Genomic DNA, 26,313 nt, shown 5'->3' on the forward strand with positions numbered 1-26,313 from the left:
TGGCGGTTGTATCGGCAACCGCAATTGAAAGGGTGACCCCATGTCCGACGATCCGAAAACAGAGTTCCGCGACCGCCTGGAATCCATCCGCACCGGCATGCTGGAGGTGGATGGCCGCTTCCTGCCCATGTCGCACAACGTGATCGAGGGCGATCCGAAGCTGTGGTTCATCACCGCCAGGGAAACCCCGATGGCCAGGGCCGCGGCGCAGGGTGCCCGCGCCCGCTATCTCATCTGCAGCGACGGCAAGGGGCTTTACGCCGATATTGACGGCGTGCTGGCCGTGTCGAACGACGAGGCGAAGCTGGACGAGATTTGGAACATCGTCGCGTCGAGCTGGTTCGAGGATGGCAAGCGCGACCCGGACCTTCTGCTGGTCAGCTATACCCCCGGCGAGGCGGAAACCTGGATGACCGAAGGCGGGGCGCTTGGGTTTCTCTATCAGATCGCGAAAGCGCAGGTCAGCGACGACAAGCCCGATCTCGGCACCCATACGACGCTGAACCTGGCCTGAATGGCGCGGGGGGCCTCACCCCTGATCCCGAAACCCGAGGGGCTGTATTGCCCCTCGGGTGATTTTTTCATCGACCCGGTGCGGCCCGTGGATCGCGCGCTGATTACCCACGGCCATGCGGATCACGCCCGCGCGGGGCACGGCGCGGTCATGGCGACCCGGCAGACGCTGGACATCATGGCGATCCGCTATGGCGCGGATTTCACCGCCACGCGGCAGGAGGCCGGGGGCGAGACGCGGGTGGGCGATGCCACGGTCAGCTTTCACCCGGCGGGGCATGTGCTGGGATCCGCGCAGATCTCGGTCAAGGCGGCGGGGCAGCGGGTGACGGTCTCCGGCGATTACGCGCGGGTGCCCAACGCCTCCTGCGCCGCGTGGGAGCCGGTGCCCTGCGACATCTTCGTGACCGAGGCGACCTTCGGTCTGCCCGTCTTCCGCCATCCCGATCCGCAAACCGAGATGGCCAAGCTGCTGGAATCCGTGCGCGCCTTTCCCGAACGCGCCCATCTGATCGGGGCCTATTCGCTGGGCAAGGCGCAGCGGGTCATCATGCTGCTGCGCGAGGCGGGATGGGACGCGCCGATCTTCATCCACGGCGCGTTGCAGAAACTGTGTGATTATCATCTGGCCGAAGGCATTCCCCTGGGCGATCTGCGCCCGGCCACGACCGACAAGATGAAGAAGGCGGAATTTGCCGGCCAGATCATCATCGCACCGCCCTCGGCCTTCGAGGCGACATGGGCGCAGCGTTTCCCCGACCCGGTGATCGCCTTTGCCAGCGGGTGGATGTCGGTGCGCGCGCGCGCCCGTCAGCGGGGCGTGGAACTGCCGCTGGTGATCTCGGACCATGTGGACTGGCCGGATCTGACCCGCACCATCACCGAACTGGACCCGGCCGAGACCTGGGTGACGCATGGCCGCGAGGATGCGGTGATCCGCTGGTGCGAGTTGCAGGGCCGTGCGGCGATCCCGCTGCATCTGGCGGGTTACGAAGACGAGGCCGAGTGATGCGCGAATTCGCCCATCTGCTCGAACGTCTGGCCTTCACCCCGCAACGCAACGGCAAGCTGCGCCTGCTCGGGCGCTATTTCGGGGCCACGCCCGACCCGGAGCGGGGGCTGGCGCTTGCCGCGCTGACCGGCGATCTGAAGCTGCGGGCGGTGACCTCGTCGATGCTGCGCGGGCTGGCCACGGCGCGGGTGGATGACCAGCTTTTCGCGGCCAGCTATGATTTCGTCGGCGATCTGGCCGAGACCATCGCACTGATCTGGCCCGAGCCGGAGACGCCGCCCAACGACCCGGACCTTCCCTTGCCCATGCTGGTCGAGGAGCTGCGATCCACCGGCAAGGCGGGGCTGCCCGCGCTGATCGCCTCGCGGCTGGATGCGCTGAATCCGTCCGAACGCTACGCCTATCTGAAACTCGCCACCGGGGGGCTGCGCGTCGGGGTCTCGGCCCGGCTGGCGCGGGCGGCGCTTGCGGAGTATGGCGAACTGCCGCTGACCGAGATCGAGGAGATCTGGCACGGGCTGACGCCGCCCTATCTGGAACTCTTCCAATGGGCCGAGGGCGGCGAGAAGCCGGTCTCCGCCGCGCTCGCGCCGTTTCGCCCGGTGATGCTGTCCACCGCCACCGATCTCGACGCGCTGCAATCGCTCGACCCGGCGGATTTTGCCGCGGAGTGGAAATGGGACGGGATCCGGGTGCAGGCGGTCTCGGATCAGGGCACGAGGCGGCTCTATTCCCGCACCGGAGAGGATATTGGCGGCGCTTTCCCCGATCTGCTCGACCGGCTGGATTTCGATGGGGTGATCGACGGCGAATTGCTGGTCCGGCGGGGCGATCTGGTCGGCAGTTTCGGGGATCTGCAACAGCGGCTGAACCGCAAGACCGTCTCGAAGAAGCTGCTGGCGAGCCACCCGGCCGGGCTGCGCGCCTATGATCTGCTGCTCTGGGGCGGGCGCGATCTGCGCCAGATGCCGTTCGAGTCCCGCCGCGCGCGGCTGGAGGCCGCGATCGAGGGGCTGGACGACCGCCGCATCGACGCCTCGCCCCTGCTGCCGTTCGACACGTGGGAGGACCTCGCTGCGTTGCGCGCCGATCCGCCCGATACGGTGATCGAGGGGATCATGCTGAAACGCCGCGACAGCGCCTATCTGGCCGGGCGGATCCGGGGGCCGTGGTTCAAATGGAAGCGCGACCCGATGGTCATCGACGCGGTGCTGATGTATGCCCAACGGGGTCACGGCAAACGCTCGGGTTACTACTCGGACTTCACCTTCGGGGTCTGGGACGGGGATGAACTGGTGCCGGTCGGCAAGGCGTATTTCGGTTTCACGGATGAGGAATTGAAGGATCTGGATCGTTTCGTGCGCAACAATACGGTGGACCGCTTCGGCCCGGTCCGCGCCGTGGCGCAGAAAAAGGTTGTCGAGGTGGCGTTCGAGGGGCTGAACCGCTCGGCCCGGCATAAATCCGGCGTGGCGATGCGCTTTCCCCGCATCAGCCGCATCCGCGACGACAAGCCGGCGGGCGAGGCCGACCGGATCGAAACCCTGCGCGACATGCTGCCGCCCGAACTCGCATGAGCCTGCCCGCCCCGATTGCCGACTGGTTCGCCCGGCAGGGCTGGACCCCGCATCCCCATCAGATCGAGCTGTTCGAGGCGGAGGACGACACGCTGCTGATCGCGCCCACCGGCGGGGGCAAGACGCTGGCCGGGTTCCTGCCGACGCTGGCCGCGCTGATGGCGGATGCGCGGCCGGGGCTGCACACGCTCTATGTCTCGCCCTTGAAGGCGCTGACCCATGACATTGCGCGCAACCTCGCGCGCCCCGTGGCCGATCTGGGGATCGACATCCGCATCGAGGACCGCACCGGCGATACCGCCGCCGCGCGCCGTGCCCGGCAGCGGGTGGACCCGCCGCAGATCCTGCTGACCACGCCGGAAAGCCTCGCGCTGATGCTGTCCTATACCGAAGCGCCGCAGATCTTTGGCGGCGTGCAGCGCGTCGTCATTGACGAGATCCACGCGCTTGCGGAATCCAAGCGGGGTGAGCAGTTGATGCTGGGCCTCGCCCGGCTGCGCAGCCTCGCGCCCGAACTGCGGGTCAGCGCCCTGTCCGCCACGGTCGAGGATCCTGCGGCGCTCGCGGAATATCTGGGCGGGGCGCGGATCGTGCAGGCCGATCCCGGCCCCGCACCCGACATCGCCATGCTGGAGACGACGCACCCGCCGCCCTGGTCCGGCGGCGGCGGGGCCTATGCGGCGCGCGATGTGATGGCGGCGATCGAAGCGGCGCGGCTGACGCTGGTCTTCATCAACACCCGCGCGCAGGCGGAGCTGTTCTTTCAATCCCTCTGGGCGGTCAACGACAACAACCTGCCCATCGGGCTGCATCACGGCAGCCTGTCGCGAGAGGTCCGCGCCAAGGCCGAAGCCGCGATGGCGGCGGGCGAGTTGCGCGCGGTGGTGGCGACGGGCAGCCTCGATCTGGGCATCGACTGGGGCGATGTGGATCTGGTGATCCAGGTCGGCGCGCCGAAGAACGTCAAGCGGCTGGTGCAGCGGATCGGACGGGCCAATCACCGTTATAATGCACCGTCGAAAGCCCGGATCGTGCCCGCGAACCGCTTCGAGATCATCGAATGCGTGGCCGCCCTTCAGGCCGTGGCCGAAGGCGATCTGGATGGCGAAGGGCGCGGGCCGGTCGGTCAATGGGGCGGGCTGGATGTCATTTGCCAGCAGATCCTGCTGACCGCCTGCGCCGGACCGTTCGACGCCGATACGCTCTTTGCCGAGTTCCGCCGCGCCGGGCCTTATACGGCGCTGACACGGGCGCAATTCGACGATTGCCTCGATTTCGTGGCGACGGGCGGTTATGCGCTGCGCGCCTATGATCGCTGGCAAAGGCTGGTGGAGCGGGACGGCAAATGGCATCTGCGCGACCCGCGCGCGGCGCGGATGATCCGCATGAATATCGGCACCATCACCGACACCGAGAAGCTGAAGGTCCGCCGCCGCACCGGCCCGGCCCTGGGCGAGATCGAGGAGGGCTTCGCGGCCAGCCTCGCCCCCGGCGATACGTTCCTGATCGGCGGGCAGACCGTGCGCTATGACCGGCTGCGCGAGATGGTGGTGGAGGTCACGCCGAAACCCTCGCAGAACCCGCGGATCGCGACCTTCGCGGGCACGAAGCTGGCCACCTCGACCGAGCTATCCGCCCGCGTGCTGGCCCTGATCGGCAACCCGGTGGCATGGGGTGCATTGCCCGGTCACACGCAGGACTGGCTGGAGTTGCAGCGCGAGATTTCGGTGCTGCCGCAGCCCGGCACGCTGACCTGCGAAACCTTCCTGCGCGGCCGCGCCTATTTCTGCGCCTACAGCTTCGCGGGGCGCAATGCGAACCAGACGCTCGGGCTGCTGGTGACACGGCGGATGGAGGAGGCGGGGCTCGGCCCACTGGGCTTCGTGGCCACCGATTACGCGATGCTGATCTGGTCGATGGACCCGGTGCGCGATCCCGCGCCGTTCTTCGCGCCCGAGGCGCTGCGCGACGGGCTGGATGACTGGCTGGGCGAGAATGCGGTGATGAAGCGCAGTTTCCGTAACGTCGCCATGATCGCGGGGCTGTTGCAGCGCAACCTGCCGGGGCAGCGCAAATCCGGCAAGCAGGCGACATTCTCCAGCGATATCATCTATGACACGCTGCGCCGTCACGATCCCGATCACCTGCTGATGCGGCTCACGCGGGCCGAGGCGATGCGCGGGCTGGTGGATTTCGGCCGGGTCGAGGAGATGCTGTCCTCGCGCCCCGAGATCGTCCATGCGACCCCGCCCCATGTCACGCCGCTCTCCGCGCCGCTTCTGCTGGAGGTCGGCAAGGTGCCGATCCGTGGCATGGGCGAGGACCGGCTGCTGGAGGAGGAGGCGGCGCGGATGATGTCCGAGGCCGGGCTGGACGGGCAGGCGGCATGAGCGGCTACGCCTTCCACTTTGCCGGGCAGGGCTTCGTGGCCCGCGGCTCCGGCGCATTGTTCTGGCCGGATCAGGACATGCTTGTCCTGTCGGATCTGCATCTGGGGAAATCCGAACGCATGGCGCGGCGCGGCGGGGCGCTGCTGCCGCCCTTCGAGACGCGCGAGACACTTGATCGGCTGGCGGCGGAACTGGCAGCGGTCCGCCCGGCCCGGCTGGCCCTGCTGGGTGATGTCTATGACGACGATGCCGCCGCCGCGGCCTTGCCGGAACCGGAGCGGCGCAGCTTTCGCGAGATGCTGGCCGGGCTGGAGTTGCTGCTGATCGCCGGCAATCACGACGCGGCGACCGGTGTGGACTCGCATGAGATCGCGGGGGTGGCGCTGCGCCATATCGCCGGGACCGGCCCGGATATCTCGGGGCATTATCACCCCAAGGCACAGCTCGCCGGGCGGGCGCGGCCCAGCTTCCTGATCGGGCGCGAGCATCTGATCCTGCCCGCCTTCGGCCATTACACCGGCGGTCTGCGCCATGACTGCGACGTGCTGCGCGATCTGGTGCCGCATGGCATCGCGGTGCTGACCGGGCGCCGGGCACTGCCCTTCCCGGTGCGCCATGTCAGACCGGCACTGTGATCGCCTCAGGCCCGGGGGCGCGGCTCGTCCTCGGCCGGGCGGTCGGCGTAATGTTCCACCAGCCGGCCCAGCAGTTTGAACAGCTTCTCGCGGTCGCGCTGCGGCAGGGGGGCCAGCAGATCCTCGCGCTGCGCGATCATCCGCTCGCGGACCTCGCGCCAGCGGCGCTCGCCCTGCGGGCTGAGCCGAAGCGCGTTGTAGCGCCGGTCGAATTTCGGCTTTTCCCGGATCACGTCGCCGCGCTGTTCCATCTCTGTCAGGATCTTCGTCACGGCCGATTTCTTCAGCACCACCGCGGCGGCGAGGTCGTTCTGCGAAATGCCGGGGTTGAGCCCGATCAGGCTGAGCAGCGCGACGCTGCCGCTCATCACGTCATGCTCGCGGTAAAAATCCGCATTGATCGAGCGCATATGCGCGGTCAGCACACGCGACATGAAGGTCAGGTCGCGGGTCAGGAAGCCGAGCTGAATGCGGCCGTCAACAATGGAGAGGTCATCAATATCATACATGGAATGGCCTGCGCGTTTAATCGAACCAGCCGCGATAGCAGATGAAATTTTGTGCTAGAGAGGTAAGTTCGGAAGTCATTAGCTATCCCCGCAGTTAATGGGTTCCGTCACGCTTTCGTCAATTGGCCAGTTTCAGATCAGCCGTTTTTCGCCAAGCTCGGAAAGGTTGTGGATCTTGCTCCAAAACAGGGGTTTTCAGGTCATTTACCGTTGAATACTGAAATAAACTGCAACTGCAAGACGTAATTATCACTATGCATGCTCGCGTGTGCGCGCGGATTTGCAGACATAAGTAGAATCACTGCAATAAAAGTTGGCAGATAAGGCCATGCGAGGCGGGTCACGCATGGCGGGAAATTTCCGGTTGCCGGTAAGGGTTTGGGGAGGTCAGCGCCGCTGCAGCAGATACAGCAGCGCGGCAATCGCCAGCCCGATGGAATCGGTGATCCAGCCCCCGGCGATCATGCTCAGCCCCGCCAGCAGCAGCCCCGCGCGGACCGCCGGGTTGGCGCGCCCCATGAACCAGCCCTGCACGGCGCAGGACAGCAGATAGACCCCGATCACCGCGGTGGTGGCGACATGGGCGATCTCCGGCCAGCTTCCCTGCAGCAGCATCGCCGGCGAGAAGAAGAACATATAGGGGACTACGAAGGCCGCCAGCCCGATGCGGAAACTCTCCATGCTGGTCTTGACCGGGTCGGACCCGGCCAGGGCCGAGCCGGCATAGGAGGCGAGCGCCACCGGCGGGGTGATGGCCGACATCACCGCGAAATAGAAGATGAACAGATGCGCCACGAGGGGCTGGACGCCCAGGTTGATGACGCCCGGCGCGATGACGCTGGCGGCCACCGCGTAGGCGGCGGTGGTGGGCATCCCCATGCCGAGGATGATCGAGACCACCATCGCGAAGAACAGCGCCAGGATCTGGCTCTGATCGGCGAGCGCCAGCAGCACCGTCGAGAACCGCGAGCCGATCCCGGTCAGGGCGATGACGCCCACGATGATCCCCGCCGTGGCGCAGACCGCCACCAGTTGCAGCACCATGCGCGCGCCATTGTCGAGCGCGTGGAAGAATTGCCGCGGCCCCATCTTGTGCGGGGTCAGCCAGGACACCACCGCGGCCGTCGCCATGGCCAGCGTGCCGCAGCGGATCACCGAATAACCGGCGAACAGCGCATAGATCAGCACCACGATGGGGCTGAACAGATAGATCTGCCTGAGCAGCGCATCCAGTTTCGGCAATTCGTTGCGGGGCAGGCCGGTCATGTTCAGCCGCTGCGCAGCCAGATCGACCATGAAATAGACCGAGATGAAATACAGGATCGCCGGAATGATCGCCGCATAGACGATCTCCATATAGGCGATGCCGGTGATTTCGGCCATGATGAAGGCGCCAGCCCCCATGATCGGCGGCATGATCTGCCCGCCGGTGGAGGCGGCGGCCTCGACCGAGGCGGCGGTTTGCGGGCGATAGCCGACGCGCTTCATCATCGGAATGGTCAGCGCGCCGGTGGCCACGACATTGCCCGCCGAGGTGCCGTTGATCATGCCCATCAGGCCCGAGGCGAAGATCGCCACCTTGGCCGGCCCGCCGCGGCGATGCCCGGCCGCCGCGAAGGCCAGCTTGACGAAATACTCGCCCACGCGGGTGGTTTGCAGGAAGGCGGCGAACACCACGAAGAGGATGATATAGGTCGAGGAGATGGCGATCGGCGCGCTGAGGATGCCGTTATCGGTGTAGATATAGGAAAAGAACCGTTTCGCGTCATAGCCGCGATGGGTGAAGATGCCTGGCAGCCACGGCCCAAGGAACGCATAGGCCACGAAGATCGAGGCGATGATGACAAGCGCCAGCCCCGCCAGCCGCCGGGTCAGCTCCAAGATCAGCATCACCCCGGCCACCGCCGCCCACATATCGGCGGGCAGGGCCATCGGCATCCCGGCCCGAAGCTGCAATTGCGGCGCGAAATGGATCAGATAGGCGGTGGAGGCCACCGCCGCCAGCCCCAGCAGAATGTCCCCCGGCTCGAAGCTGTGACGGGTCCGGTCCGGCCAGATCCAGCCATGCAGGATGGCAAGCGCCGTGCCGAGACACAGCGGGATGCCGAAGGCCCGCATCGCCCAGCCGGGCGGGATCGGCTCGCCCATCACCCGCGCCCCGATCCAGATCGCCGCGACTGAGACCAGCCCGCTGATGATGCCGGAGGCCGCCAGCCCCAGCACCGCCACCGAGAGCGGGCTGCGGCGCGTGTCGCTCGCCCCTTCGCCAAAGCTCGCCGCGCCGTAGAGCAGGAACCCCAGCAGCAGCCCGCCGCCGACATGGATGAGCCGGTAGGTCCAGGTCTCCAGCGGGTAGAGATTCATCACCAGCAGGTGAAACAGCGTGTAGCCCGCGCAGAGACCGGCGATGAGCCAGTGGCGATAGCCGGTGAAATCACGCAGGTTGTCGGCCGCCGGTTCGGCATCGACATGGGCGCGGGCGGTTTCCTCCTCGATCAGCGAGGTGGCGCGATCGCGCGGCACTTCGGCACGCGGGGGCGGCGCGGCGGGATGGGTCATCTGCTCTCGATCTCATGCGGGACGTCGGAAAAGGGATGCGGGCGGGCCGGGGTCCGGCCACGCCCGCGAGGCGTCGCTACGCCAGCCTATTTCAGCTCGTCCGCGATCTCGTGGCCGTTTTCCTCGAACCACCGCACCGCGCCGGGATGGAACGGGATGACCGTGTTCATCCCCACATTCTCCGGCAGGGTTTCCTTGGCGGCGGCGTGGTTCGTCACCATGCGGTCATGGTTCTCCATCGCGAGCGCCGTCAGCGCGTAGGCGAGGCTCTCGGGCATGTCCTGATGCACGATGGCGAAGTTCCACAGCGAGGTGGTCTGAAGATCGTCCGGCTGATCCTCATAGGTGTTGGCCGGAATGGTGAAGGGCGACATGGCCGGCGCGGTTTCCATCATCTGCGCCAGCGTCGCCTCGTCCATCGACAGGAAGCGGACATCGTTTTCCACCGCAAGCTGGGCATAGGCGCTTGTCGGCAGCCCGGCGGCATAGACGAAGGCGTCGATCATGCCGTCCTTGAGCTGGCCCGCCGTGTCCGACCCGCCGGCATAGCTGATCGTGGCGCCGGCATCGGTGTCCTCGAAGAAGCGCTCCCAATAGGTGGCCGACGTGCCGCCCTTCGGCCCGACGCCGATCCGCTTGCCCTTCAGATCCTCGAAGCTTTCAATGTCGGAACTGGCCAGCACCGCCGCCTGAAGCGGGGTCTGATACATCGGGAACAGCGCCCGGATATTCTCATGCGGAACGCCCGGCATCAGCGGGCTTTCCCCCCGCCACGCCTCATCCGCCGGGCCGAGCGTGACGAATCCCAGCTCATGCTCGCCGGTTTCGACCAGGGTGACGTTCTGGACCGGACCGCCGGTGATCTCGGTGCCGACATTGAGGCCCAGATCGGAACTGATCATCGCGCCGAAGCCGCTGCCATAGCCGAAATAGGTGCCGCCCTGGCTGGCGGTGGCGATGTTGATGCTGTCCGGCCAGCCCTCGCGATCCTCCTGCGCGGCGGCGGGCAGGGCGATTGCGGCGCAAAACGCCGCCAGCACGAAGCGGTGATAAGTCATGTGTTCCTCCTCGGTTGTGTGTCGGCAACCCTGCGCGGGGCGGCCGTTATCCCGCCAGCATGCAATGCGACATTCCATCCGACAATTAAAAAACTTCCGCAGCGTCCTATTGCCCGGCGCCGCTGCCCGTGCCGGACCGCGCGCCTTCGACAGGGAATATGCAAAGATGTCATTCGAGGCGCAGCTGCACTTGCATAAACATATCAACTTGGGGCAACCTGTCGTCATTACGGATCCGTGAAATAGCGGACCATCGTCCAACAGGAGTGAGAGAATGAGAAAATTGGTCGCGATCAGCGTGGCAGCAATGCTGATGGGGTCTGCCGCATCGGCCGCCAACCTGGTCTATTGCTCGGAAGGCTCGCCGGAGGGATTCGACCCGGCGCTGTATACCTCGGGCACGACGTTCGATGCCTCGTCCCGCAATGTCTATGACCGCCTGGTGCATTTCGTCCACGGCGAGACAGAAATCGAGCCGGGTCTGGCCGAAAGCTGGGACGTCAGCGAGGACGGGCTGGAATACACGTTCAAGCTGCGTGAAGGCGTGAAATTCCACACCACCGATTATTTCACCCCGACGCGCGACATGAACGCCGATGACGTGATCTTCAGCCTGACCCGCCAGGGCGAGGATGGCGGCGAGTATCACAACATGACCGACGGCGCGAGCTACGAGTATTTCAACTCCATGTCGATGCCGGACCTGATCGAGTCGGTCGAGAAGGTCGATGACCTGACCGTCAAGATCACCCTGACCCGCCCGGAATCGCCCATGCTGGCGAACCTGGCGATGTCCTTCGCCTCCATCGGGTCCAAGGAATATGCCGACAACCTGATCGAGGCCGGCACGCCGGAGCTGTTCAACCAGCAGCCGATCGGCACCGGCCCGTTCAAATTCGTCGCCTATCAGAAGGACGCGGTGATCCGTTACGCCCGCAATGACGAATACTGGCGCGAGCCGGCGGCGATCGAGAACCTTGTGTTCGCGATCACGCCCGACGCCTCGGTCCGCTATCAGAAGCTGCGGGCGGGGGAATGCCATGTCATGCCCTATCCGAACCCGGCCGATCTGGAAGCGATGAAGTCGGACGAGAACATCAACGTGGTCAGCCAGGAAGGGCTGAATGTCGGCTATCTGGCCTACAACACCCAGATGGAGCCGTTCGACGACCCGGCGGTGCGCAAGGCGCTGAACATGGCCATCGACAAGCAGGCCATCGTGGACGGCATCTTCCAGGGCGCGGGCAGCGTGGCGAAGAACCCGATCCCGCCGACCATGTGGTCCTATAACGACGCGATCGAGGATGATCCCTATGATCCCGAGGCGGCGCGTGCGGCGCTTGAGGAGGCCGGGGTCACCGATCTGTCGATGAGCATCTGGGCCATGCCTGTGCAGCGCCCCTATAACCCCAATGCCCGCCGCATGGCCGAGATGATCCAGGCCGATCTTTCGGAAATCGGGGTGGATGCGGATATCGTCTCCTATGAATGGGGCGAGTATCTGGAACGCTCCAAATCCGAGGATCGCGACGGTGCCGTGCTGCTCGGCTGGACCGGCGATAATGGCGACCCGGACAACTTCCTCGCCGTGCTTCTGGGTTGCGACGGGGTGGGCAATGCCAACCGCGCGCAATGGTGCAACGAGGATTTCGAGAACCTGATCCAGCAGGCCAAGGTCGAATCCGATCAGGCCGAACGCACCCGGCTCTATGAAGAGGCGCAGGTCGTCTTCAAGGAGCAGGCGCCCTGGGCCACCATCGCGCATTCGGTGGTCAACGAGCCGATCAGCACCAAGGTGCAGGGCTACAAGATCGATCCCTTCGGCGGTCACGTCTTCTACGGCGTCAGCCTGACCGAATAAGCCCTGAACCAGCTTTACGGCCGGGCGGCGCATCGCTGCCCGGCTGTTTCGTTTTTACGCCAAGCCCGGAACAGATCACCCGATGCTGAGCTTCTTCATTCGTCGCCTAGGGACATTCGTGCCGACATTCATCGGTGTGACCGTCGTGGCCTTCGCCTTTATCCGCCTGCTGCCCGGCGATCCGATCCTGCTTCTGGCGGGCGAGCGCGGCGTCAGCGCCGAGCGCTACGAGATGCTGCAGGAACAGCTCGGCTTCAACCAGCCGATCTGGAAGCAGTATATCGATTACGTCGCCGGCATCTTTCAGGGCGATCTGGGCACCTCCTTCGTGACCAAGCGCCCGGTGCTGGACGAATTCATGGCGCTGTTCCCGGCCACGGTGGAATTGTCGCTCTGCGCGATCATCCTGGCCACGATCATCGGCATTCCGGCCGGTGTCATCGCCGCGGTGAACCGGGGAAAATTCTTCGATCAGGCGCTGATGTCGACGGCGCTTGTGGGGTATTCGATGCCGATCTTCTGGTGGGCGCTGCTGCTGATCATCGTGTTTTCCGGCAATCTCGGCTGGACGCCGGTGTCGGGCCGGATCGGGCTGATGTATTTCTTCGACACGCCGACCGGCTTCATGCTGATCGACAGCCTGCTGTCGGGTCAGCCCGGTGCGTTCCGCTCGGCCGCGGCGCATCTGATCCTGCCCACCGTGGCGCTGGCGACGATCCCGCTGGCCGTGATCGCGCGCCAGACACGTTCCGCCATGCTGGAGGTGCTGGGCGAAGATTACGTCCGCACCGCCCGCGCCAAGGGCATGTCGCCCTTGCGCGTCAACGGCATCCACGCGCTGCGCAATGCCATGATCCCGGTCATCACCGTGATCGGGCTGTCGGTGGGCACGCTGCTGGCCGGCGCCATCCTGACCGAGACGATCTTCTCCTGGCCGGGCATCGGCAAATGGATGGTCGATTCCATCTTCCGCCGCGACTACCAGGTCGTGCAGGGCGGGCTGCTCCTGATCGCGCTCGTGGTGATGATCGTCAATTTGATCGTCGATCTGCTCTACGGTCTCTTCAATCCCAAGATCCGAAAGGGCTGAGCCATGACCGATACTGCCAGCCAATCAGCCAGCCCCGCCACCACCCCGACCGCGCCGCCCTCGCGGCTGCGGGAATTCTGGTCCTCCTTCAAGGAAAACCGCGGCGCGGTGGTCGGGCTGTTCGTGTTCCTGGCCTTCCTGCTGGTCGCGGCTCTCGCCCCGATCCTCGCGCCTTACGCGCCGGATGCGCAGTATCGCGACGCACTGCTGGTGCCGCCCTTCTGGCAGGATGGCGGCTCGACCCGGTTCCTGCTGGGCACCGATGCGCTTGGGCGCGACCTGCTGTCGCGGCTGATCTATGGCGCGCGCTTCTCCTTCTTCATCGGGGTTCTGGTCGTCACCATCGCCACCACCTGCGGCGTGTTGCTGGGCGTGATTGCGGGGTTTGCGCCGCGCATCATCGACACGCTCATCATGCGGCTGATGGATATCGTGCTGTCCTTCCCGAGCCTGCTTCTGGCGCTCGTGCTGGTGGCGATCCTGGGGCCGAGCCTGCTGAACGCGATGATCGCCATCGCCGTCGTGCTGCAACCGCATTTCGTGCGCCTGACCCGCGCGGCTGTCCTGTCCGAGCGGTCGAAGGATTACGTCACCGCCGCGCGCATCGCCGGCGGGCGGCCCTTGCGGATCATGTTCAAGACCGTGCTGCCCAACTGCCTCGCCCCGATCATCGTGCAGGCGGCGCTGTCGTTTTCGACCGCCGTTCTGGACACGGCGGCCCTGGGCTTTCTGGGCATGGGCGCGCAGCCGCCCACGCCGGAATGGGGCACGATGCTGGCCGAGGCGCGGGAGTTCATCCTGCGCGCCTGGTGGGTGGTGACCTTCCCCGGGCTGTGCATCCTGATCACCGTGCTGGCCATCAACCTGATGGGCGACGGTCTGCGCGATGCGCTCGATCCGAAACTGAAGCGGAGCTGATCCCATGTCGCTACTGGAAATCCGCAATCTCAGCGTCGATTTCGCCACCAGCTCGGGCCAGTTCCGAGCAGTGGACGGGGTGGATGTCACCGTCGATGAGGGCGATCTGCTGGCCATCGTGGGCGAATCCGGCTCGGGCAAGTCGGTCTCGATGCTGGCGCTGATGGGGCTGCTGCCCTGGACGGCCACGGTCACCGCCGACAAGATGGAGTTTGACGGCCATGATCTGCGCCGCCTCTCGGGTCGGGCGCGGCGGCGGATCATCGGGCGCGACATCTCGATGATCTTTCAGGAGCCGATGTCGTCGCTGAACCCCGCCTTCACCGTTGGCTGGCAGATCAAGGAAAGCCTGCGCAAACATACCAGCCTGAGCCGCAGCCAGCGGCAGGACCGCGCGGTGGAACTGATGCGGCAGGTCGGCATTCCCGCCCCGGAAAAACGGCTGAGCGCCTATCCTCATCAGCTCTCCGGCGGGATGAGCCAGCGGGCGATGATCGCGATCGCGCTCGCCTGCCGCCCGAAGCTGCTGATCGCGGATGAACCGACAACGGCGCTCGACGTGACCATTCAGGCCCAGATCCTCGAATTGCTGACTGGTTTGCAGGAAGACACCGGCATGGCGATGGTGCTGATCACCCATGACATGGGGGTGGTCGCGGAAACCGTCGAACGGGTGCAGGTGCAATATGCCGGCCAGCGGGTGGAGCTGCAGGAGGTGCAGGGGCTGTTCGACGATCCGCACCACCCCTATACCGCCGCGCTTCTGGCCGCGCTTCCCGAACGCGCGACGGAGCGCAAGCTGCCCACCATTCCCGGCGTCGTGCCGGGTCAGTTCGACCGCCCGGCGGGCTGTCTGTTTTCGCCGCGCTGCCAATTCGCAGATGCGCGCTGCAAGGCCGAGCGCCCGGTCCCGGCCGGGCCCGCCATGGGCCATGCGCTGTGCCATTACCCGCTGTCCCACGGCCATCCCACCGGCAAGGAGACCGCCGCATGAGCGCCCCCGTCCTGACCGCCAGCAATCTGAAACGCCATTACGAGGTCAAGGGCGGCTTCATGCAGCCCGCCGCCACGCTGCGCGCGCTTGACGGGGCGAGCTTCACGCTCACGCCGGGCAAGACGCTGGCCGTGGTGGGCGAATCCGGCTCCGGCAAATCGACGCTGGCGCGCGTCGTGACCATGATCGAGCCGCCGACCGAGGGCGAGCTGGTCATTGGCGGCAAGAAGATCGGGCCAGAGGGGGCGAGCCGCGACCGCGACCTGCGCGCCATGGTTCAGATCGTGTTCCAGGATCCCTACGGCAGCCTGAACCCGCGCCAGACCATCGGTCAGACGCTGATGGAGCCGCTGCTGCTGAACCGCCCCGAGATCGACCGCAAGGAGCGTGACCGCCGCGCCCGTGACATGCTGTCCATGGTCGGACTGCGGCCCGAGCATTTCGACCGCTACCCGCATATGTTCTCGGGCGGGCAGCGGCAGCGCGTGGCGGTCGCCCGCGCGCTGATGCTGGAGCCGAAGATCCTCGTGCTCGACGAACCCGTCTCGGCGCTCGATCTGTCGATTCAAAGCCAGGTGCTGAACCTGCTGATGGATATTCAGGAGCGGATGGATCTGGCCTATCTGTTCATCAGCCATGACCTGTCCGTGGTGCGCCATATCGCCGACGAGGTGATGGTGATCTATCTGGGCGAGCCGGTGGAGATGGGGCCGAAGGATGTGATCTTCGACGCCCCGCGCCACCCCTATACCAAGGCGCTGATGTCGGCGACGCCGATGGCTGATCCCTCGGACCGCAAGGAGCGGATCAAGCTGGAGGGCGAGCTGCCCTCTCCCATGGCGAAACCCGAAGGATGCCCGTTCAACCCGCGCTGCTGGCGCCGCCAGGAGATCTGCCTGAGCGTCGAGCCGGAGTTGCAGGGCGGTAATCCGGCGGGGGGCGGACATTGCTTCGCCTGCCACAACCCGGTGCCGGAGGATGAGACCGCCGCGGCGTGATCAGGCGATGCGCCGCGCCGCCGCATTTCAACGGGCTGGCTTGACGGCCCGGCCCCGGCGCGGCAATCACAAGCCATGATCGATATCCGCCCCGTCGCCCACACCATCGGCCGGATCAGCGTCGCGCTCGGGGCGATGATGCTGTTTCCGGCGGTGATCGACTATAATGCGGGCGATCCGAACTGGATCCGCATGGCGCAGTCATCGGTGCTGGTGGTGGTGCTGAGCTGGCTGGTGGTGGCGGCCACCGCTTCTTCCCGCGGCAATCTGACCATTGAGCAGAGCTTTCTGCTGACCTCGGGGCTGTGGCTGGTGCTGCCGCTGATCGGGGCGGTGCCGCTGATGCTGGGCGCGCCGGGGCTGAATTTCACCGATGCGTTCTTCGAATCCATGTCGGGGCTGACCACCACCGGGACCACGGTGATCCCGAAGCTGGACGACCTGCCGCCGGGCACGAATATGTGGCGCGCGATCCTGCAATGGTCGGGCGGGCTGGGGATCGTCGTGGTGGCGATGGTGTTCCTGCCGGTGATGAAGGTCGGGGGCATGCAGTTCTTCCGCTCCGAAGGCTTCGACACGCTCGGCAAGGTCTTGCCCCGCGCCGGACAGATCGCGGCCGAGATGACCTGGATCTATCTTGGCATCACCGTGATCTGCGCGCTTCTCTATGTCGTGACCGGGATGAGCGCCTATGACGCGGTGCTGCACGCGCTGACCACCTGTTCGACCGGCGGGTTCTCGAATTACGATGCCAGCTTCGGGGCGTTCATCGGCCCGGCGGAGTGGGTCGCGACGCTGTTCATGATCCTGGCCTCGCTGCCCTTCGTGCGCATGTTGCAGGCGATCCGCGGGGATCTGGCGCCGATCTGGCGCGATTCGCAGGTGCGCACCTATATCCGCTGGCTGGCCTATGCGATCGGCGTCATCATCATCTACCGCCTGGCCTATATGCATGATGTCTCGAACCCCTGGGATATTCTGCGCGAGACGGTGTTCAACGTCATCACCGTCTTCTCCGGCACCGGCTTTGCTTCGACCAATGTGTTGCAATGGGGGCATCTGCCCTTTGCCGTGCTGTTCTGCGCCGCGCTGATCGGCGGCTGCACCGGATCGACCGGCTGTTCGGTCAAGATCTTCCGCTACCAGGTGCTGTTCCAGGCCATCCGCGCCCAGATCCGGCGGATGCAGTCGCCGCACCGGCTCTATCCGCTGCGGCTGGCGGGCAAGCGGCTGGAAAAGGACGTGGTCGATTCGGTGATGACCTTCTTCACCATGTTCGTGCTCAGCTTCGGGCTGCTGATCGTCGGGCTGGCGCTGACCGGGCTGCATCCCAAGACCGCGCTGACCGCCGCCTGGACGGCGATTGCCAATGTCGGCCCGGTCTGGGGGCCGGAGATCACCTCGAATGGCAGCATCCAGCGTTTTCCCGATGCCGCGAAATGGCTGATGAGCTTCGGCATGTATCTGGGCCGGCTGGAACTCATCAGCGTGCTGGTGCTGCTGCTGCCGCGCTTCTGGCGGGGATAGGCGGCGCCGGGGCGCGGTCAGCGGCGCATCAAGGTGCGTTGCCGTTCGTCCCCGAGCCGGTCGCGTCCTCTCCATCCGGCATGTCTGCTGCCGGATTGAGCGATCCGGCTGCGCCCGCAGCATCCGCCGCCTCCGGGCTGGCAGGGGGCTGCGCGCGGGTAAAGCTCTGTGCGATTTCGCGCGCCATGCGGGGGGCATTGGCTTCGTCCTCGACCGGCCAGATCAGCACCCAGCCTTCCACGATCCCGTCGCTGACCCGCGATTCCGCGCGACCGATATGGGTGTCGTTGCGCCCCGACAGCACGGCCCGGCCATTGCCGATCTCGCGCGTGGGCGACGGCACCCAGCCAAGCGCGGTGACGAGCCCGGCCAGATCCTCCATCTCCTGCTGACCGCCCGGCTGCGAAAACAGGATCAGCGCCGCGCCGGATTCGTCGCGCGGCCCGTAGATGGACAAAGCGCGTTCGTTGCGGTCATGCGCAAGGCGCTGCATCGGCGCGGTCAGCGACAGCCCGGTATGGGTGTCGAGCAGGGTCTCCAGCCCCAGCTCCGCGCGCCATTCGGCGCGGCGATCGGCCAGATTGGCAAGGGCGGTTGCGGCATCCGGCGTCGCGCGCTGCGCGGCAAGCGCGGCGGCGATGGCCGCGCGAGTCTTGGGACCGGACTGGCCGTCGATTTCGCCGTCGTAGAACCCGGCCCATTTCAGCACCGCCTGCGCCTCGTTCATCGGAGGCATGGCGGGCGGATCGGCAGGGGCAAGCGCCCAGTCGGTGTCCGTTCCCGGCACCGTCTCCGTTCCCATGTCGGCCGCCGTCTCGATCAGGCTGTCTTCGGGGATTGCGCCGCCGGTCTTCAGCGCCTCCAGCCATTGCTGTGCGCCGTCCTCGGAAAACGGGCCGAGCGCGATGGCGAACCAGCCATTCGGCATGGTCCACATCCCGGCCTCGGGCAGGGTCTCGCGCCAGCGGTCAAGCGCGGCATCGGCCTGATCGCGCGCCGCGAAGGCCTCGATGCGCAGATAGCGGTCGGGCGAGGGCGCGGCAGGCGTGATCGGCGCCGGGGCCGGCACCACCCCCGCGGTCGAGGCGCCATCGGCCGCGCGTCCCGCATCCGGCGCGACCTCTTCCACGCCGGGCGCGGCCCCGCCAGACAGCGTCGCGGCGGCGATCCCCTCGGCCGGGGTCAGCAGGCTGTCGGCCGGGATCGCCCCTGCCGCCTTCAGCGCCGCCATGCGCGCCTCTGCCGTCTCGCGGGGCAGGGGGCCAAGGCCGATGGCGGTCCAGCTTGCGCTGATCGGGAATGTCACCACCGGCAGATCTTCGACCCGCGACTGCCAGACAGCTCCGGCGGCCTCGGCGGCCGCCGCGCCGCGCTTGGCCTCGACGCGGATGAACACGTCCTCCGCCGCGGCCAGCCCCGGAAACGCCACGCTCAGCGCCAATACGGCCAGTGGTTTCATGATTTTGCCCGCCATGCTGTCATCCTGCCCTGTGCTGGTCCGTTGACCCTGTGCCACGCCGCGCCTAGAACACGCGCGAGTTCTGGCAGACATACGAAAAAGGATGCCCCGATGACCAGCCCCCGCAGCGACGCCGCGCCGCGATGTTTCCAGGATGTGATCCTGCGCCTGCAAAACCATTGGGCGAAATCGGGCTGCGCGATCCTGCAACCCTATGACATGGAAGTCGGCGCGGGCACGTTCCACCCGGCCACGACGCTGCGCTCGCTGGGGCCGAAACCCTGGGCGGCGGCCTATGTCCAGCCCTCGCGGCGGCCGACCGACGGGCGCTATGGCGAGAACCCGAACCGATTGCAGCATTACTATCAGTATCAGGTCATCATCAAACCCAGCCCGCCGAATTTGCAGGAGCTGTATCTGGACAGCCTGCGCGCCATCGGCCTCGACCCGCTGGTCCATGATGTCCGCTTCGTGGAAGATGACTGGGAAAGCCCGACGCTGGGCGCCTGGGGCCTCGGCTGGGAGGTCTGGTGCGACGGGATGGAGGTCAGCCAGTTCACCTATTTCCAGCAGGTGGCGGGCTATGACTGCGCGCCGGTCTCGGGCGAGCTGACCTACGGGCTGGAACGTCTGGCGATGTATGTGCTGGGCGCCGAGCATGTGATGGAGATGCCGTTCAACGACCCCGACAGCCCGATCCCGCTGCTTTATGGCGACATATTCCGCCAGACCGAGGAGGAATATTCCCGCTGGAATTTCGAGCAGGCCGATACCGGGACGCTGTTCCAGCATTTCCGCGATGCCGAGGCGGAATGCGAGCGCATCGTCACCGCCGCCGAGGAAGACAGCGCCGGACGCCGCATCCTGATGGCCCATCCGGCCTATGATCAGGCCATCAAGGCCAGCCATGTCTTCAACCTTCTGGATGCGCGCGGCGTGATCTCGGTCACCGAACGTGCCGATTATATCCGCCGGGTCCGCGCGCTGACCAGGAAATGCGCCGATCTGTTCATGCAGACCGGGCTGGCGCAGGTGGCGGCGTGACCATCACCGCGGGCAAGCTGATGGCCGGGACGCTGGTGCTGTGCGGCATCGGGGCCGGCATCGGGGTGTGGTATACCCAGAACTATGCCTATTACGACCGCATCGATACGCCGCCGGAGCTGTCTGTGCAGACCGCAGACGGTGCGGTGCCGCTGGCGGTTGGCGATTTTCAGGGCATCACCTCGGACAGCTCGCCCCTGCGGTTTCGCGCCTGCCTGACGGTCGATCCGGGCGCATTCGCCGGGGCCGAACCCTATGCCGCGCCGACACCGCTCAATCCGCCGGGCTGGTTCGACTGTTTCGACAATGCCGCTCTGACCCATGACGTGGAGGACGGCCGCGCCGCGTCCTATCTGATGGAACGCGACATCTCGCCCGGTTTCGACCGCGTCATCGCCGTCTACCCGGACGGGCGCGCCTATATCTGGCATCAGGCGAATGAGACCGCCGAAGAATCAAGGACGCTCGAATAATGCCCGATCTGCTGATTGAACTGTTTTCCGAGGAGATCCCGGCGCGGATGCAGGCGCGGGCGCGGGCGGATCTGAAGAAGCTGGTGACCGACGGGCTGGTCGAGGCCGGGCTGACCTATCGCAGCGCGGGCGCGTTCTCGACCCCGCGGCGGCTGGCGCTGTCGGTCGAGGGCCTGGATGCGGCGTCCAAACCCGTGCGCGAAGAACGCAAGGGTCCGCGCGCGGATGCGCCGGACAAGGCGCTTGAGGGGTTCTTGCGCTCCACCGGGCTGACGAAGGATCAGCTGGAGCTGCGCGACGACAAGAAGGGGCAGGTCTATTTCGCCGTGATCGACCGCCCCGGCCGTCCGGCTGCGGAAATTGTGGGCGAGGTGCTGGCGGCTGCGATCCGCAATTTCCCCTGGCCCAAGTCGATGCGGTGGGGGGATGGCAGCCTGCGATGGGTGCGCCCGCTGCATTTGATCCTGTGCATTCTGTCGGATGAAGCGGGGGCCGAGGTCGTGCCGCTGGAGGTGGACGGGATCGCTGCGGGTGACACTACGCGCGGCCATCGTTTCATGGCGCCGGATGAATTTTCCGTCGTGGATTTTGATGATTACGCGGCGAAGCTGCGGCGCGCGAAGGTTATGCTCGACAGCGCCGAACGCGAGGGGGCGATTGCGCAAGAGGCCGCCAATCTCGCCTTTGCCCGCGGCTGGGAGATCGTCGAGGATCCGGGCCTGCTGGCCGAGGTGGCCGGGCTGGTCGAATGGCCGGTGCCGCTGATGGGCGAGATCGAGGCGCGGTTTCTCGACCTGCCGCCCGAGGTGTTGCAGACCTCGATGAAGGAGCATCAGAAGTTCTTTTCCGCCCGCAATCCCAAGACCGGCCGAATCGAGGGCTTCGTGACCGTCGCCAATATCGAAACCCCGGATGACGGCGCGACCATCCTTGCGGGCAACCAGCGTGTGCTGGCGGCGAGGCTGTCGGATGCGGTGTTCTTCTGGGAGAACGATCTGAGGGTCGCCAAGGCCGGTATGGCGGATTGGGCCGAGGGGCTGAAATCGGTTACATTCCATAATAAATTGGGATCGCAGGCGGATCGCGTGGCCCGGATCGCGGCGCTCGCGCGCGAGATCGCGCCTCTGGTCGGGGCCGAGCCGGATCAGGCCGCGCGAGCGGCGGAGCTGGCCAAGCTGGATCTGCGCAGCGAGATGGTGGGCGAGTTCCCTGAGTTGCAGGGGACGATGGGGCGGTATTATGCGCTCGCGGCGGGTGAGGCTGAGGCGGTGGCCGACGCGGCGCGGGACCATTACTCTCCTCTGGGGCCTGGCGATGCGGTGCCGGACGCGCCGGTCTCCGTGGCCGTGGCGCTTGCCGACAAGATCGACACGCTGACCGGGTTCTGGGCGATTGACGAGAAGCCGACGGGGTCGAAGGATCCGTTTGCGCTGCGCCGGGCGGCGTTGGGAGTTGTTCGGTTGGTGCTGGGGAATGGCATCCGTGGAAATCTGCTGGAAATCATGACTCCGGCTGGGTTGATGCTGACCACGCTACTCAAAACTTCCGGGTATAAGTCCGCACATGCCGACCTTCTTGCCTTCTTCCACGACCGCCTGAAAGTCCATCTCCGCGACCAGGGCATCCGCCATGACATCATCGACGCGGTGCTCGCGCAGCCCGGCAATGACGATCTTGTGCTGGTGGTGAACCGGGCCACGGCGCTGAACGAGATGCTCAGCACGGAGGACGGGCAAAACCTGACGCAAGGCCTCAAGCGGGCGTCGAATATTCTCGCGCAGGCCGAGGAGAAGGACGGTGTCGAATACAGCTTCGGGGCCGATCCGAAATTCGCCGAGACCGGGGCGGAACGTGCGCTGTTCGCCGCGCTCGACGCGGCGGAACCGGCGATCCGCGCGGCCGTGGCGAAGGAAGATTTCCCCGCCGCCATGTCCGCCATTGCCGGGCTGCGCGCGCCCATTGACGCGTTTCTCGACGCGGTTCAGGTCAACACCGAAAACCAGATCGTCCGGCGCAATCGCCTCAACCTTCTGTCGCGCATCCGCGCGGCGGGGCGCGAGATCGCGGATTTCACCCGGATCGAGGGTTGAGCGGGGCGGGTTTCGCGCCCCGCGCTGCAACTTTCGGTGGCGGCCACCCGTTTCCTGACCATGAAACGGATGACAGCATTCGCCACATGCGTGGCGCTTTTGACCGGGGGCGCGATGGCAGCCAGTGTCGAGGAATGGCGGCAGAACAAGGCCGCGCCGCTGGCGGCGGACACCGTCGATCTGGATGCGTTCCGGTGGGAGGCGCGGCCGGTTGTGGTCATGGCGCCTTCGGCCGATGACGCGGACTTCACGCGGCAGATGGAGGTTTTCGCGGAGGCGGCGGCGGAGATTGCCGAGCGCGACATGGTGATCGTCACCGATACCGACCCGCAAGCGGACGGCACGCTGCGCCGCAAACTGTCGCCGCAGGGTTTTGCCGTCTATCTGATCGGCAAGGATGGCGGAGTGAAGTTCTCTGCCGCAGAGCCGGTCGGGATGTCCCGCCTGGCCGAGATCATCGACGCCATGCCCATGCGGCGGCGCGAGATGCGCGACGACGGCTGATCTGTCTTTCTCAAGGCCGGGCGCGGTATTCCCGTCCGCCCCCGGACCTGCTGCCGCGGCAGCGGCAGCGACGCGCCCGTCCCGCCCCAAGGTCGGGCGCGTTTCCTTTTCGCGATCCCCCGGCGCGATGGCGCGATCCGCCTTGCGCGCGCATGTGGACATGGCCCGCGCGCGCAATTACATCGGGGCGACCAGCCTTAGGGAACGCCATGCCAAGCCTGAACGATATCCGCTCGACCTTTCTCGATTACTTCGCGCGCAATGGCCATGAGGTCGTGCCGTCCTCGCCGCTTGTGCCGCGCAACGATCCGACGCTGATGTTCGCCAATTCCGGCATGGTGCAGTTCAAGAACCTGTTCACCGGGGTCGAGAAGCGCGACTATGTGCGCGCGACATCCTCGCAGAAATGCGTGCGGGCGGGCGGCAAGCATAACGATCTGGACAATGTCGGCTATACCGCGCGGCATCACACGTTCTTCGAGATGCTGGGCAATTTCAGCTTCGGCGATTACTTCAAATCCGAGGCGATCCCGTTTGCGTGGGAGCTTCTGACCAAGGATTTCGGCATCCCGAAGGACAAGCTGCTGGTCACGGTCTATCACACCGATGACGAGGCGGCAGAAATCTGGAAGAAGGTGGCGGGGCTTTCCGACGACAGGATCATCCGCATCCCGACCAGCGATAATTTCTGGCAGATGGGACCGACCGGGCCGTGTGGTCCGTGCACCGAGATTTTCTTCGATCATGGCGACCAGATCTGGGGCGGGCCTCCGGGCAGCCCGGAAGAAGACGGCGACCGCTTCATCGAGATCTGGAACCTCGTCTTCATGCAGAATGAGCAGTTCGAGGACGGCTCGATGCGCGAACTCGACATGCAGTCGATTGATACCGGCATGGGGCTGGAACGGATCGGCGCGCTGTTGCAGGGCAAGCACGACAATTACGACACCGACCTGATGCGGGCGCTGATCGAGGCCTCGGCCCATGCGACCAGCTCGGACCCGGACGGGCCGGGCAAGGTGCATCACCGGGTGATCGCGGATCACCTTCGTTCGACCAGCTTCCTGCTGGCCGACGGGGTGATGCCGTCGAATGAAGGACGCGGCTATGTGTTGCGGCGGATCATGCGCCGGGCGATGCGGCACGCGCATATGCTTGGTGTGCAGGAACCGGTGATGCACAAGCTGGTGCCGTCGCTGGTCCGCCAGATGGGGGCGGCCTATCCCGAACTCAGCCGCGCGCAGCCGATGATCGAGGATTCGCTGCGTTCCGAAGAGACGCGCTTCCGCAAGACGCTGGAGCGGGGGCTGCGTCTGCTGGACGATGAGGTCGCGAAACTGCCCGAGGGCAAGGATCTGCCGGGCGAGGCGGCGTTCAAGCTCTATGACACGTATGGTTTCCCGCTGGATCTGACGCAGGATGCGCTGCGCGAGCAGGGGCGGGCGGTCGATATTGCGGGCTTTGACGCGGCGATGGCCGAGCAGAAGGCGCAGGCCCGCGCGGCCTGGGCCGGCAGCGGCGAGACCAAGGATGCCGCGATCTGGTTCGCACTGGGCGAGACACATGGCGCCACGGAATTTCTGGGCTATGACAGCGAGGAGGCCGAGGCGCAGGTGCTGTCGCTCGTCCAGGACGGCGCGGAGGTCGAGACCGCGACACAGGGCGATTCCGTTCAGATCGTGGTGAACCAGTCGCCGTTCTACGCCGAAGCGGGCGGTCAGGTTGGCGATACCGGCACGATCCAGACCGAAAGCGGCATGGTGCGGATCTCCGACAGCAAGAAATCCGGTGGCGTGTTCATCCATATCGGCGAGGTCACGATGGGCCAGATCAGCCGCGGACAGGCCGCGAAGCTGGAGGTGGATCACGCGCGGCGCGGGGCGATCCGCGCCAACCACTCGGCCACCCATCTGCTGCACGAGGCGCTGCGCCGCCATCTGGGCGATCATGTCGCGCAGCGCGGCTCGCTGAACGCGCCGGACCGGCTGCGCTTCGACTTCAGCCATAATCACGCGGTCACGCCGGAGGAGATCGGCAGGATCGAGGCGGAGGTGAACGATTTCATCCGCCAGAACTCCCCCGTCGAGACGCGGATCATGACCCCGGACGATGCGCGCGGGATCGGCGCGCAGGCGCTGTTCGGCGAGAAATACGGCGATGAGGTGCGCGTCGTGTCGATGGGCAAGGCGGCCGAGTCCGGCAAGGGCACGGATCGGCAGACCTATTCGCTGGAACTGTGCGGCGGCACCCATGTCGCGCGCACCGGCGATATCGGCATGTTCGTTCTGCTGGGCGACAGCGCCTCTTCGGCCGGGGTGCGGCGGATCGAGGCGCTGACCGGGCAGGCAGCACTTGAGCAGTTGCGCGGATCGGATACGCAGCTTGGCGAGATTGCCGGGCTGCTGAAGGCGCAATCGGGCGACGTAGTCAACAAGGTCAAAGCGCTGTGGGATGAGCGCCGGGCGCTGGAACGCGAATTGGCGACGCTGAAACGCCAGATGGCCATGGGCGGTGGCGCGGATGACGCGAAAGAGATCGCGGGCGTCAAGTTCATCGGCCGCAAGGTCGAGGGCGTCTCCGGCAAGGAACTGGCCCCGCTGATCGAGGAGATGAAGCAGAAGCTCGGCTCGGGCGCGGTGCTGCTGATGGCTGAAGCGGGGGGCAAGGCGGCGGTGGCGGCGGGTGTGACCGCCGATCTGACCGCGCGTGTGTCGGCTGTATCGCTGGTACAGGCCGCGACCGAGGCGCTTGGCGGCAAGGGCGGCGGCGGCCGCCCCGACCGGGCGCAGGGCGGGGCGCCGTCGCTGGAAGCGGCAGATGCGGCGATTGCGGCGGTGGAAGGCGTGATCGCGGCGGGGTGAGTTTAAAGTGCTGCGCCCGGTCGAGGCGGCAGATTAAGGGGTCGCTCCAAGCCGGACTCGTTTCGCGGCCAGCGAGAGCGGGCTCTGTCGCGAGGGTGGCGGGGCCTGCGCATCTTGGCGGTCCGACAGATCGCACTTGGCAACGATCATCTGGCGCGTAAGCCGGTCCAGACCCGAATGCTGAAGCTGGCAGACCGTTGTCGCTGAATTATAATTTTCCTGACCGCTGACATAAAATTGA

20 protein-coding genes are annotated in these 26,313 nt (G+C 66.1%); 16 read left to right on the forward strand and 4 right to left on the reverse strand.

Features of this window, described 5'->3' with window-relative positions:
- Nucleotides 1–40 precede the first annotated feature (40 nt).
- The 5 genes from BLT73_RS03830 to pdeM are packed head-to-tail and all read left to right on the forward strand — an operon-like array spanning nucleotide 41 to nucleotide 6,127.
- Nucleotides 41–514 carry a pyridoxamine 5'-phosphate oxidase family protein gene (locus BLT73_RS03830; RefSeq protein ID WP_090521090.1) on the forward strand — a complete coding sequence of 158 codons (474 nt, stop codon included), beginning with the start codon at nucleotides 41–43 and terminating at the stop codon, nucleotides 512–514.
- Nucleotides 515–1,522, forward strand: coding sequence for a ligase-associated DNA damage response exonuclease (locus BLT73_RS03835; RefSeq protein WP_090521092.1), 1,008 nt, complete (start codon nucleotides 515–517; stop codon nucleotides 1,520–1,522). It abuts the gene before it with no gap.
- Entirely contained in the window at nucleotides 1,522–3,102 is a 1,581-nt protein-coding gene (locus tag BLT73_RS03840) for a cisplatin damage response ATP-dependent DNA ligase (protein ID WP_090521094.1), read from the forward strand. Before BLT73_RS03835 ends, BLT73_RS03840 begins: the two co-directional genes overlap by 1 nt.
- Nucleotides 3,099–5,492 carry a ligase-associated DNA damage response DEXH box helicase gene (locus tag BLT73_RS03845; RefSeq protein WP_090521096.1) on the forward strand — a complete coding sequence of 798 codons (2,394 nt, stop codon included), beginning with the start codon at nucleotides 3,099–3,101 and terminating at the stop codon, nucleotides 5,490–5,492. The genes BLT73_RS03840 and BLT73_RS03845 overlap by 4 nt, the downstream gene beginning before the upstream one ends.
- Entirely contained in the window at nucleotides 5,489–6,127 is a 639-nt protein-coding gene (gene pdeM / locus BLT73_RS03850; RefSeq protein WP_090521099.1) for a ligase-associated DNA damage response endonuclease PdeM, read from the forward strand. The genes BLT73_RS03845 and pdeM overlap by 4 nt, the downstream gene beginning before the upstream one ends.
- 5 nt (nucleotides 6,128–6,132) lie before the next feature.
- On the opposite strand, the gene BLT73_RS03855 is transcribed toward pdeM, so the two are convergent.
- From BLT73_RS03855 to BLT73_RS03865, 3 genes are all read right to left on the reverse strand, one after another.
- Entirely contained in the window at nucleotides 6,133–6,636 is a 504-nt protein-coding gene (locus BLT73_RS03855; protein ID WP_090521101.1) for a MarR family winged helix-turn-helix transcriptional regulator, read from the reverse strand.
- Nucleotides 6,637–7,023: 387 nt separating this feature from the next.
- A complete protein-coding gene (locus BLT73_RS03860) occupies nucleotides 7,024–9,195 on the reverse strand; it encodes a TRAP transporter permease (RefSeq protein ID WP_090521102.1) in 2,172 nt (723 codons plus the stop codon).
- 86 nt (nucleotides 9,196–9,281) lie between these two features.
- Nucleotides 9,282–10,253 (reverse strand): TAXI family TRAP transporter solute-binding subunit, encoded by a 972-nt coding sequence (locus BLT73_RS03865; protein WP_090521103.1) that lies wholly within the window; start codon nucleotides 10,251–10,253, stop codon nucleotides 9,282–9,284.
- Nucleotides 10,254–10,527: 274 nt separating this feature from the next.
- On the opposite strand from BLT73_RS03865, the gene BLT73_RS03870 reads away from it, so the two are divergent.
- The 6 genes from BLT73_RS03870 to BLT73_RS03895 all read left to right on the forward strand — a co-directional run bounded on the left by BLT73_RS03870 (nucleotide 10,528) and on the right by BLT73_RS03895 (nucleotide 17,641).
- Nucleotides 10,528–12,114 (forward strand): ABC transporter substrate-binding protein, encoded by a 1,587-nt coding sequence (locus BLT73_RS03870; protein ID WP_090521105.1) that lies wholly within the window; start codon nucleotides 10,528–10,530, stop codon nucleotides 12,112–12,114.
- A gap of 82 nt (nucleotides 12,115–12,196) precedes the next feature.
- Nucleotides 12,197–13,204: an ABC transporter permease subunit gene (locus BLT73_RS03875; protein WP_090521106.1), complete on the forward strand. Its 1,008-nt coding sequence runs from the start codon at nucleotides 12,197–12,199 to the stop codon at nucleotides 13,202–13,204.
- A gap of 3 nt (nucleotides 13,205–13,207) precedes the next feature.
- Nucleotides 13,208–14,122, forward strand: a complete 915-nt coding sequence (locus tag BLT73_RS03880; protein WP_090521108.1) for an ABC transporter permease subunit — start codon at nucleotides 13,208–13,210, stop codon at nucleotides 14,120–14,122.
- Nucleotides 14,123–14,126: 4 nt separating this feature from the next.
- A complete protein-coding gene (locus BLT73_RS03885) occupies nucleotides 14,127–15,116 on the forward strand; it encodes an ABC transporter ATP-binding protein (protein WP_090521109.1) in 990 nt (329 codons plus the stop codon).
- Nucleotides 15,113–16,114 carry an ABC transporter ATP-binding protein gene (locus tag BLT73_RS03890; protein ID WP_090521110.1) on the forward strand — a complete coding sequence of 334 codons (1,002 nt, stop codon included), beginning with the start codon at nucleotides 15,113–15,115 and terminating at the stop codon, nucleotides 16,112–16,114. The genes BLT73_RS03885 and BLT73_RS03890 overlap by 4 nt, the downstream gene beginning before the upstream one ends.
- Before the next feature lie 75 nt (nucleotides 16,115–16,189).
- Complete coding sequence (locus tag BLT73_RS03895; protein ID WP_090521111.1) at nucleotides 16,190–17,641, forward strand: TrkH family potassium uptake protein; 1,452 nt, start codon at nucleotides 16,190–16,192, stop codon at nucleotides 17,639–17,641.
- Nucleotides 17,642–17,669: 28 nt separating this feature from the next.
- Here BLT73_RS03895 and BLT73_RS03900 read toward each other — a convergent pair whose 3' ends face one another.
- Nucleotides 17,670–19,115 (reverse strand): peptidoglycan-binding protein, encoded by a 1,446-nt coding sequence (locus BLT73_RS03900; RefSeq protein WP_090521113.1) that lies wholly within the window; start codon nucleotides 19,113–19,115, stop codon nucleotides 17,670–17,672.
- 96 nt (nucleotides 19,116–19,211) lie between these two features.
- Between BLT73_RS03900 and BLT73_RS03905 the strand changes: the two genes are divergently transcribed.
- The 5 genes from BLT73_RS03905 to alaS all read left to right on the forward strand — a co-directional run bounded on the left by BLT73_RS03905 (nucleotide 19,212) and on the right by alaS (nucleotide 26,072).
- Nucleotides 19,212–20,144, forward strand: a complete 933-nt coding sequence (locus tag BLT73_RS03905) for a glycine--tRNA ligase subunit alpha (RefSeq protein WP_090521114.1) — start codon at nucleotides 19,212–19,214, stop codon at nucleotides 20,142–20,144.
- Nucleotides 20,141–20,617, forward strand: a complete 477-nt coding sequence (locus tag BLT73_RS03910) for a DUF6446 family protein (protein WP_245727052.1) — start codon at nucleotides 20,141–20,143, stop codon at nucleotides 20,615–20,617. The genes BLT73_RS03905 and BLT73_RS03910 overlap by 4 nt, the downstream gene beginning before the upstream one ends.
- Complete coding sequence (glyS, locus tag BLT73_RS03915; RefSeq protein WP_090521116.1) at nucleotides 20,617–22,707, forward strand: glycine--tRNA ligase subunit beta; 2,091 nt, start codon at nucleotides 20,617–20,619, stop codon at nucleotides 22,705–22,707. Before BLT73_RS03910 ends, glyS begins: the two co-directional genes overlap by 1 nt.
- A gap of 69 nt (nucleotides 22,708–22,776) precedes the next feature.
- The gene (locus BLT73_RS03920) at nucleotides 22,777–23,211 is read left to right on the forward strand and encodes a DUF4174 domain-containing protein (protein WP_245727054.1); all 435 of its coding nucleotides are present in this window, start codon (nucleotides 22,777–22,779) and stop codon (nucleotides 23,209–23,211) included.
- Between the two features lie 209 nt (nucleotides 23,212–23,420).
- Nucleotides 23,421–26,072, forward strand: a complete 2,652-nt coding sequence (gene alaS / locus BLT73_RS03925; protein ID WP_090521117.1) for an alanine--tRNA ligase — start codon at nucleotides 23,421–23,423, stop codon at nucleotides 26,070–26,072.
- The last annotated feature ends 241 nt before the right edge of the window (nucleotides 26,073–26,313 follow it).

Source organism: Paracoccus isoporae (genome assembly GCF_900101865.1).
GTDB classification, from domain to species: Bacteria; Pseudomonadota; Alphaproteobacteria; order Rhodobacterales; family Rhodobacteraceae; genus Paracoccus; species Paracoccus isoporae.

Bases quoted from the DNA above. Each gene is read 5' to 3' on its own strand.
- BLT73_RS03830 (WP_090521090.1), top strand. From the start codon at position 41: ATGTCCGACGATCCGAAAACAGAGTTCCGCGACCGCCTGGAATCCATC.
- BLT73_RS03835 (WP_090521092.1), top strand. From the start codon at position 515: ATGGCGCGGGGGGCCTCACCCCTGATCCCGAAACCCGAGGGGCTGTAT.
- BLT73_RS03840 (WP_090521094.1), top strand. From the start codon at position 1,522: ATGCGCGAATTCGCCCATCTGCTCGAACGTCTGGCCTTCACCCCGCAA.
- BLT73_RS03845 (WP_090521096.1), top strand. From the start codon at position 3,099: ATGAGCCTGCCCGCCCCGATTGCCGACTGGTTCGCCCGGCAGGGCTGG.
- pdeM (WP_090521099.1), top strand. From the start codon at position 5,489: ATGAGCGGCTACGCCTTCCACTTTGCCGGGCAGGGCTTCGTGGCCCGC.
- BLT73_RS03855 (WP_090521101.1), bottom strand. From the start codon at position 6,636: ATGTATGATATTGATGACCTCTCCATTGTTGACGGCCGCATTCAGCTC.
- BLT73_RS03860 (WP_090521102.1), bottom strand. From the start codon at position 9,195: ATGACCCATCCCGCCGCGCCGCCCCCGCGTGCCGAAGTGCCGCGCGAT.
- BLT73_RS03865 (WP_090521103.1), bottom strand. From the start codon at position 10,253: ATGACTTATCACCGCTTCGTGCTGGCGGCGTTTTGCGCCGCAATCGCC.
- BLT73_RS03870 (WP_090521105.1), top strand. From the start codon at position 10,528: ATGAGAAAATTGGTCGCGATCAGCGTGGCAGCAATGCTGATGGGGTCT.
- BLT73_RS03875 (WP_090521106.1), top strand. From the start codon at position 12,197: ATGCTGAGCTTCTTCATTCGTCGCCTAGGGACATTCGTGCCGACATTC.
- BLT73_RS03880 (WP_090521108.1), top strand. From the start codon at position 13,208: ATGACCGATACTGCCAGCCAATCAGCCAGCCCCGCCACCACCCCGACC.
- BLT73_RS03885 (WP_090521109.1), top strand. From the start codon at position 14,127: ATGTCGCTACTGGAAATCCGCAATCTCAGCGTCGATTTCGCCACCAGC.
- BLT73_RS03890 (WP_090521110.1), top strand. From the start codon at position 15,113: ATGAGCGCCCCCGTCCTGACCGCCAGCAATCTGAAACGCCATTACGAG.
- BLT73_RS03895 (WP_090521111.1), top strand. From the start codon at position 16,190: ATGATCGATATCCGCCCCGTCGCCCACACCATCGGCCGGATCAGCGTC.
- BLT73_RS03900 (WP_090521113.1), bottom strand. From the start codon at position 19,115: ATGGCGGGCAAAATCATGAAACCACTGGCCGTATTGGCGCTGAGCGTG.
- BLT73_RS03905 (WP_090521114.1), top strand. From the start codon at position 19,212: ATGACCAGCCCCCGCAGCGACGCCGCGCCGCGATGTTTCCAGGATGTG.
- glyS (WP_090521116.1), top strand. From the start codon at position 20,617: ATGCCCGATCTGCTGATTGAACTGTTTTCCGAGGAGATCCCGGCGCGG.
- BLT73_RS03920 (WP_245727054.1), top strand. From the start codon at position 22,777: ATGACAGCATTCGCCACATGCGTGGCGCTTTTGACCGGGGGCGCGATG.
- alaS (WP_090521117.1), top strand. From the start codon at position 23,421: ATGCCAAGCCTGAACGATATCCGCTCGACCTTTCTCGATTACTTCGCG.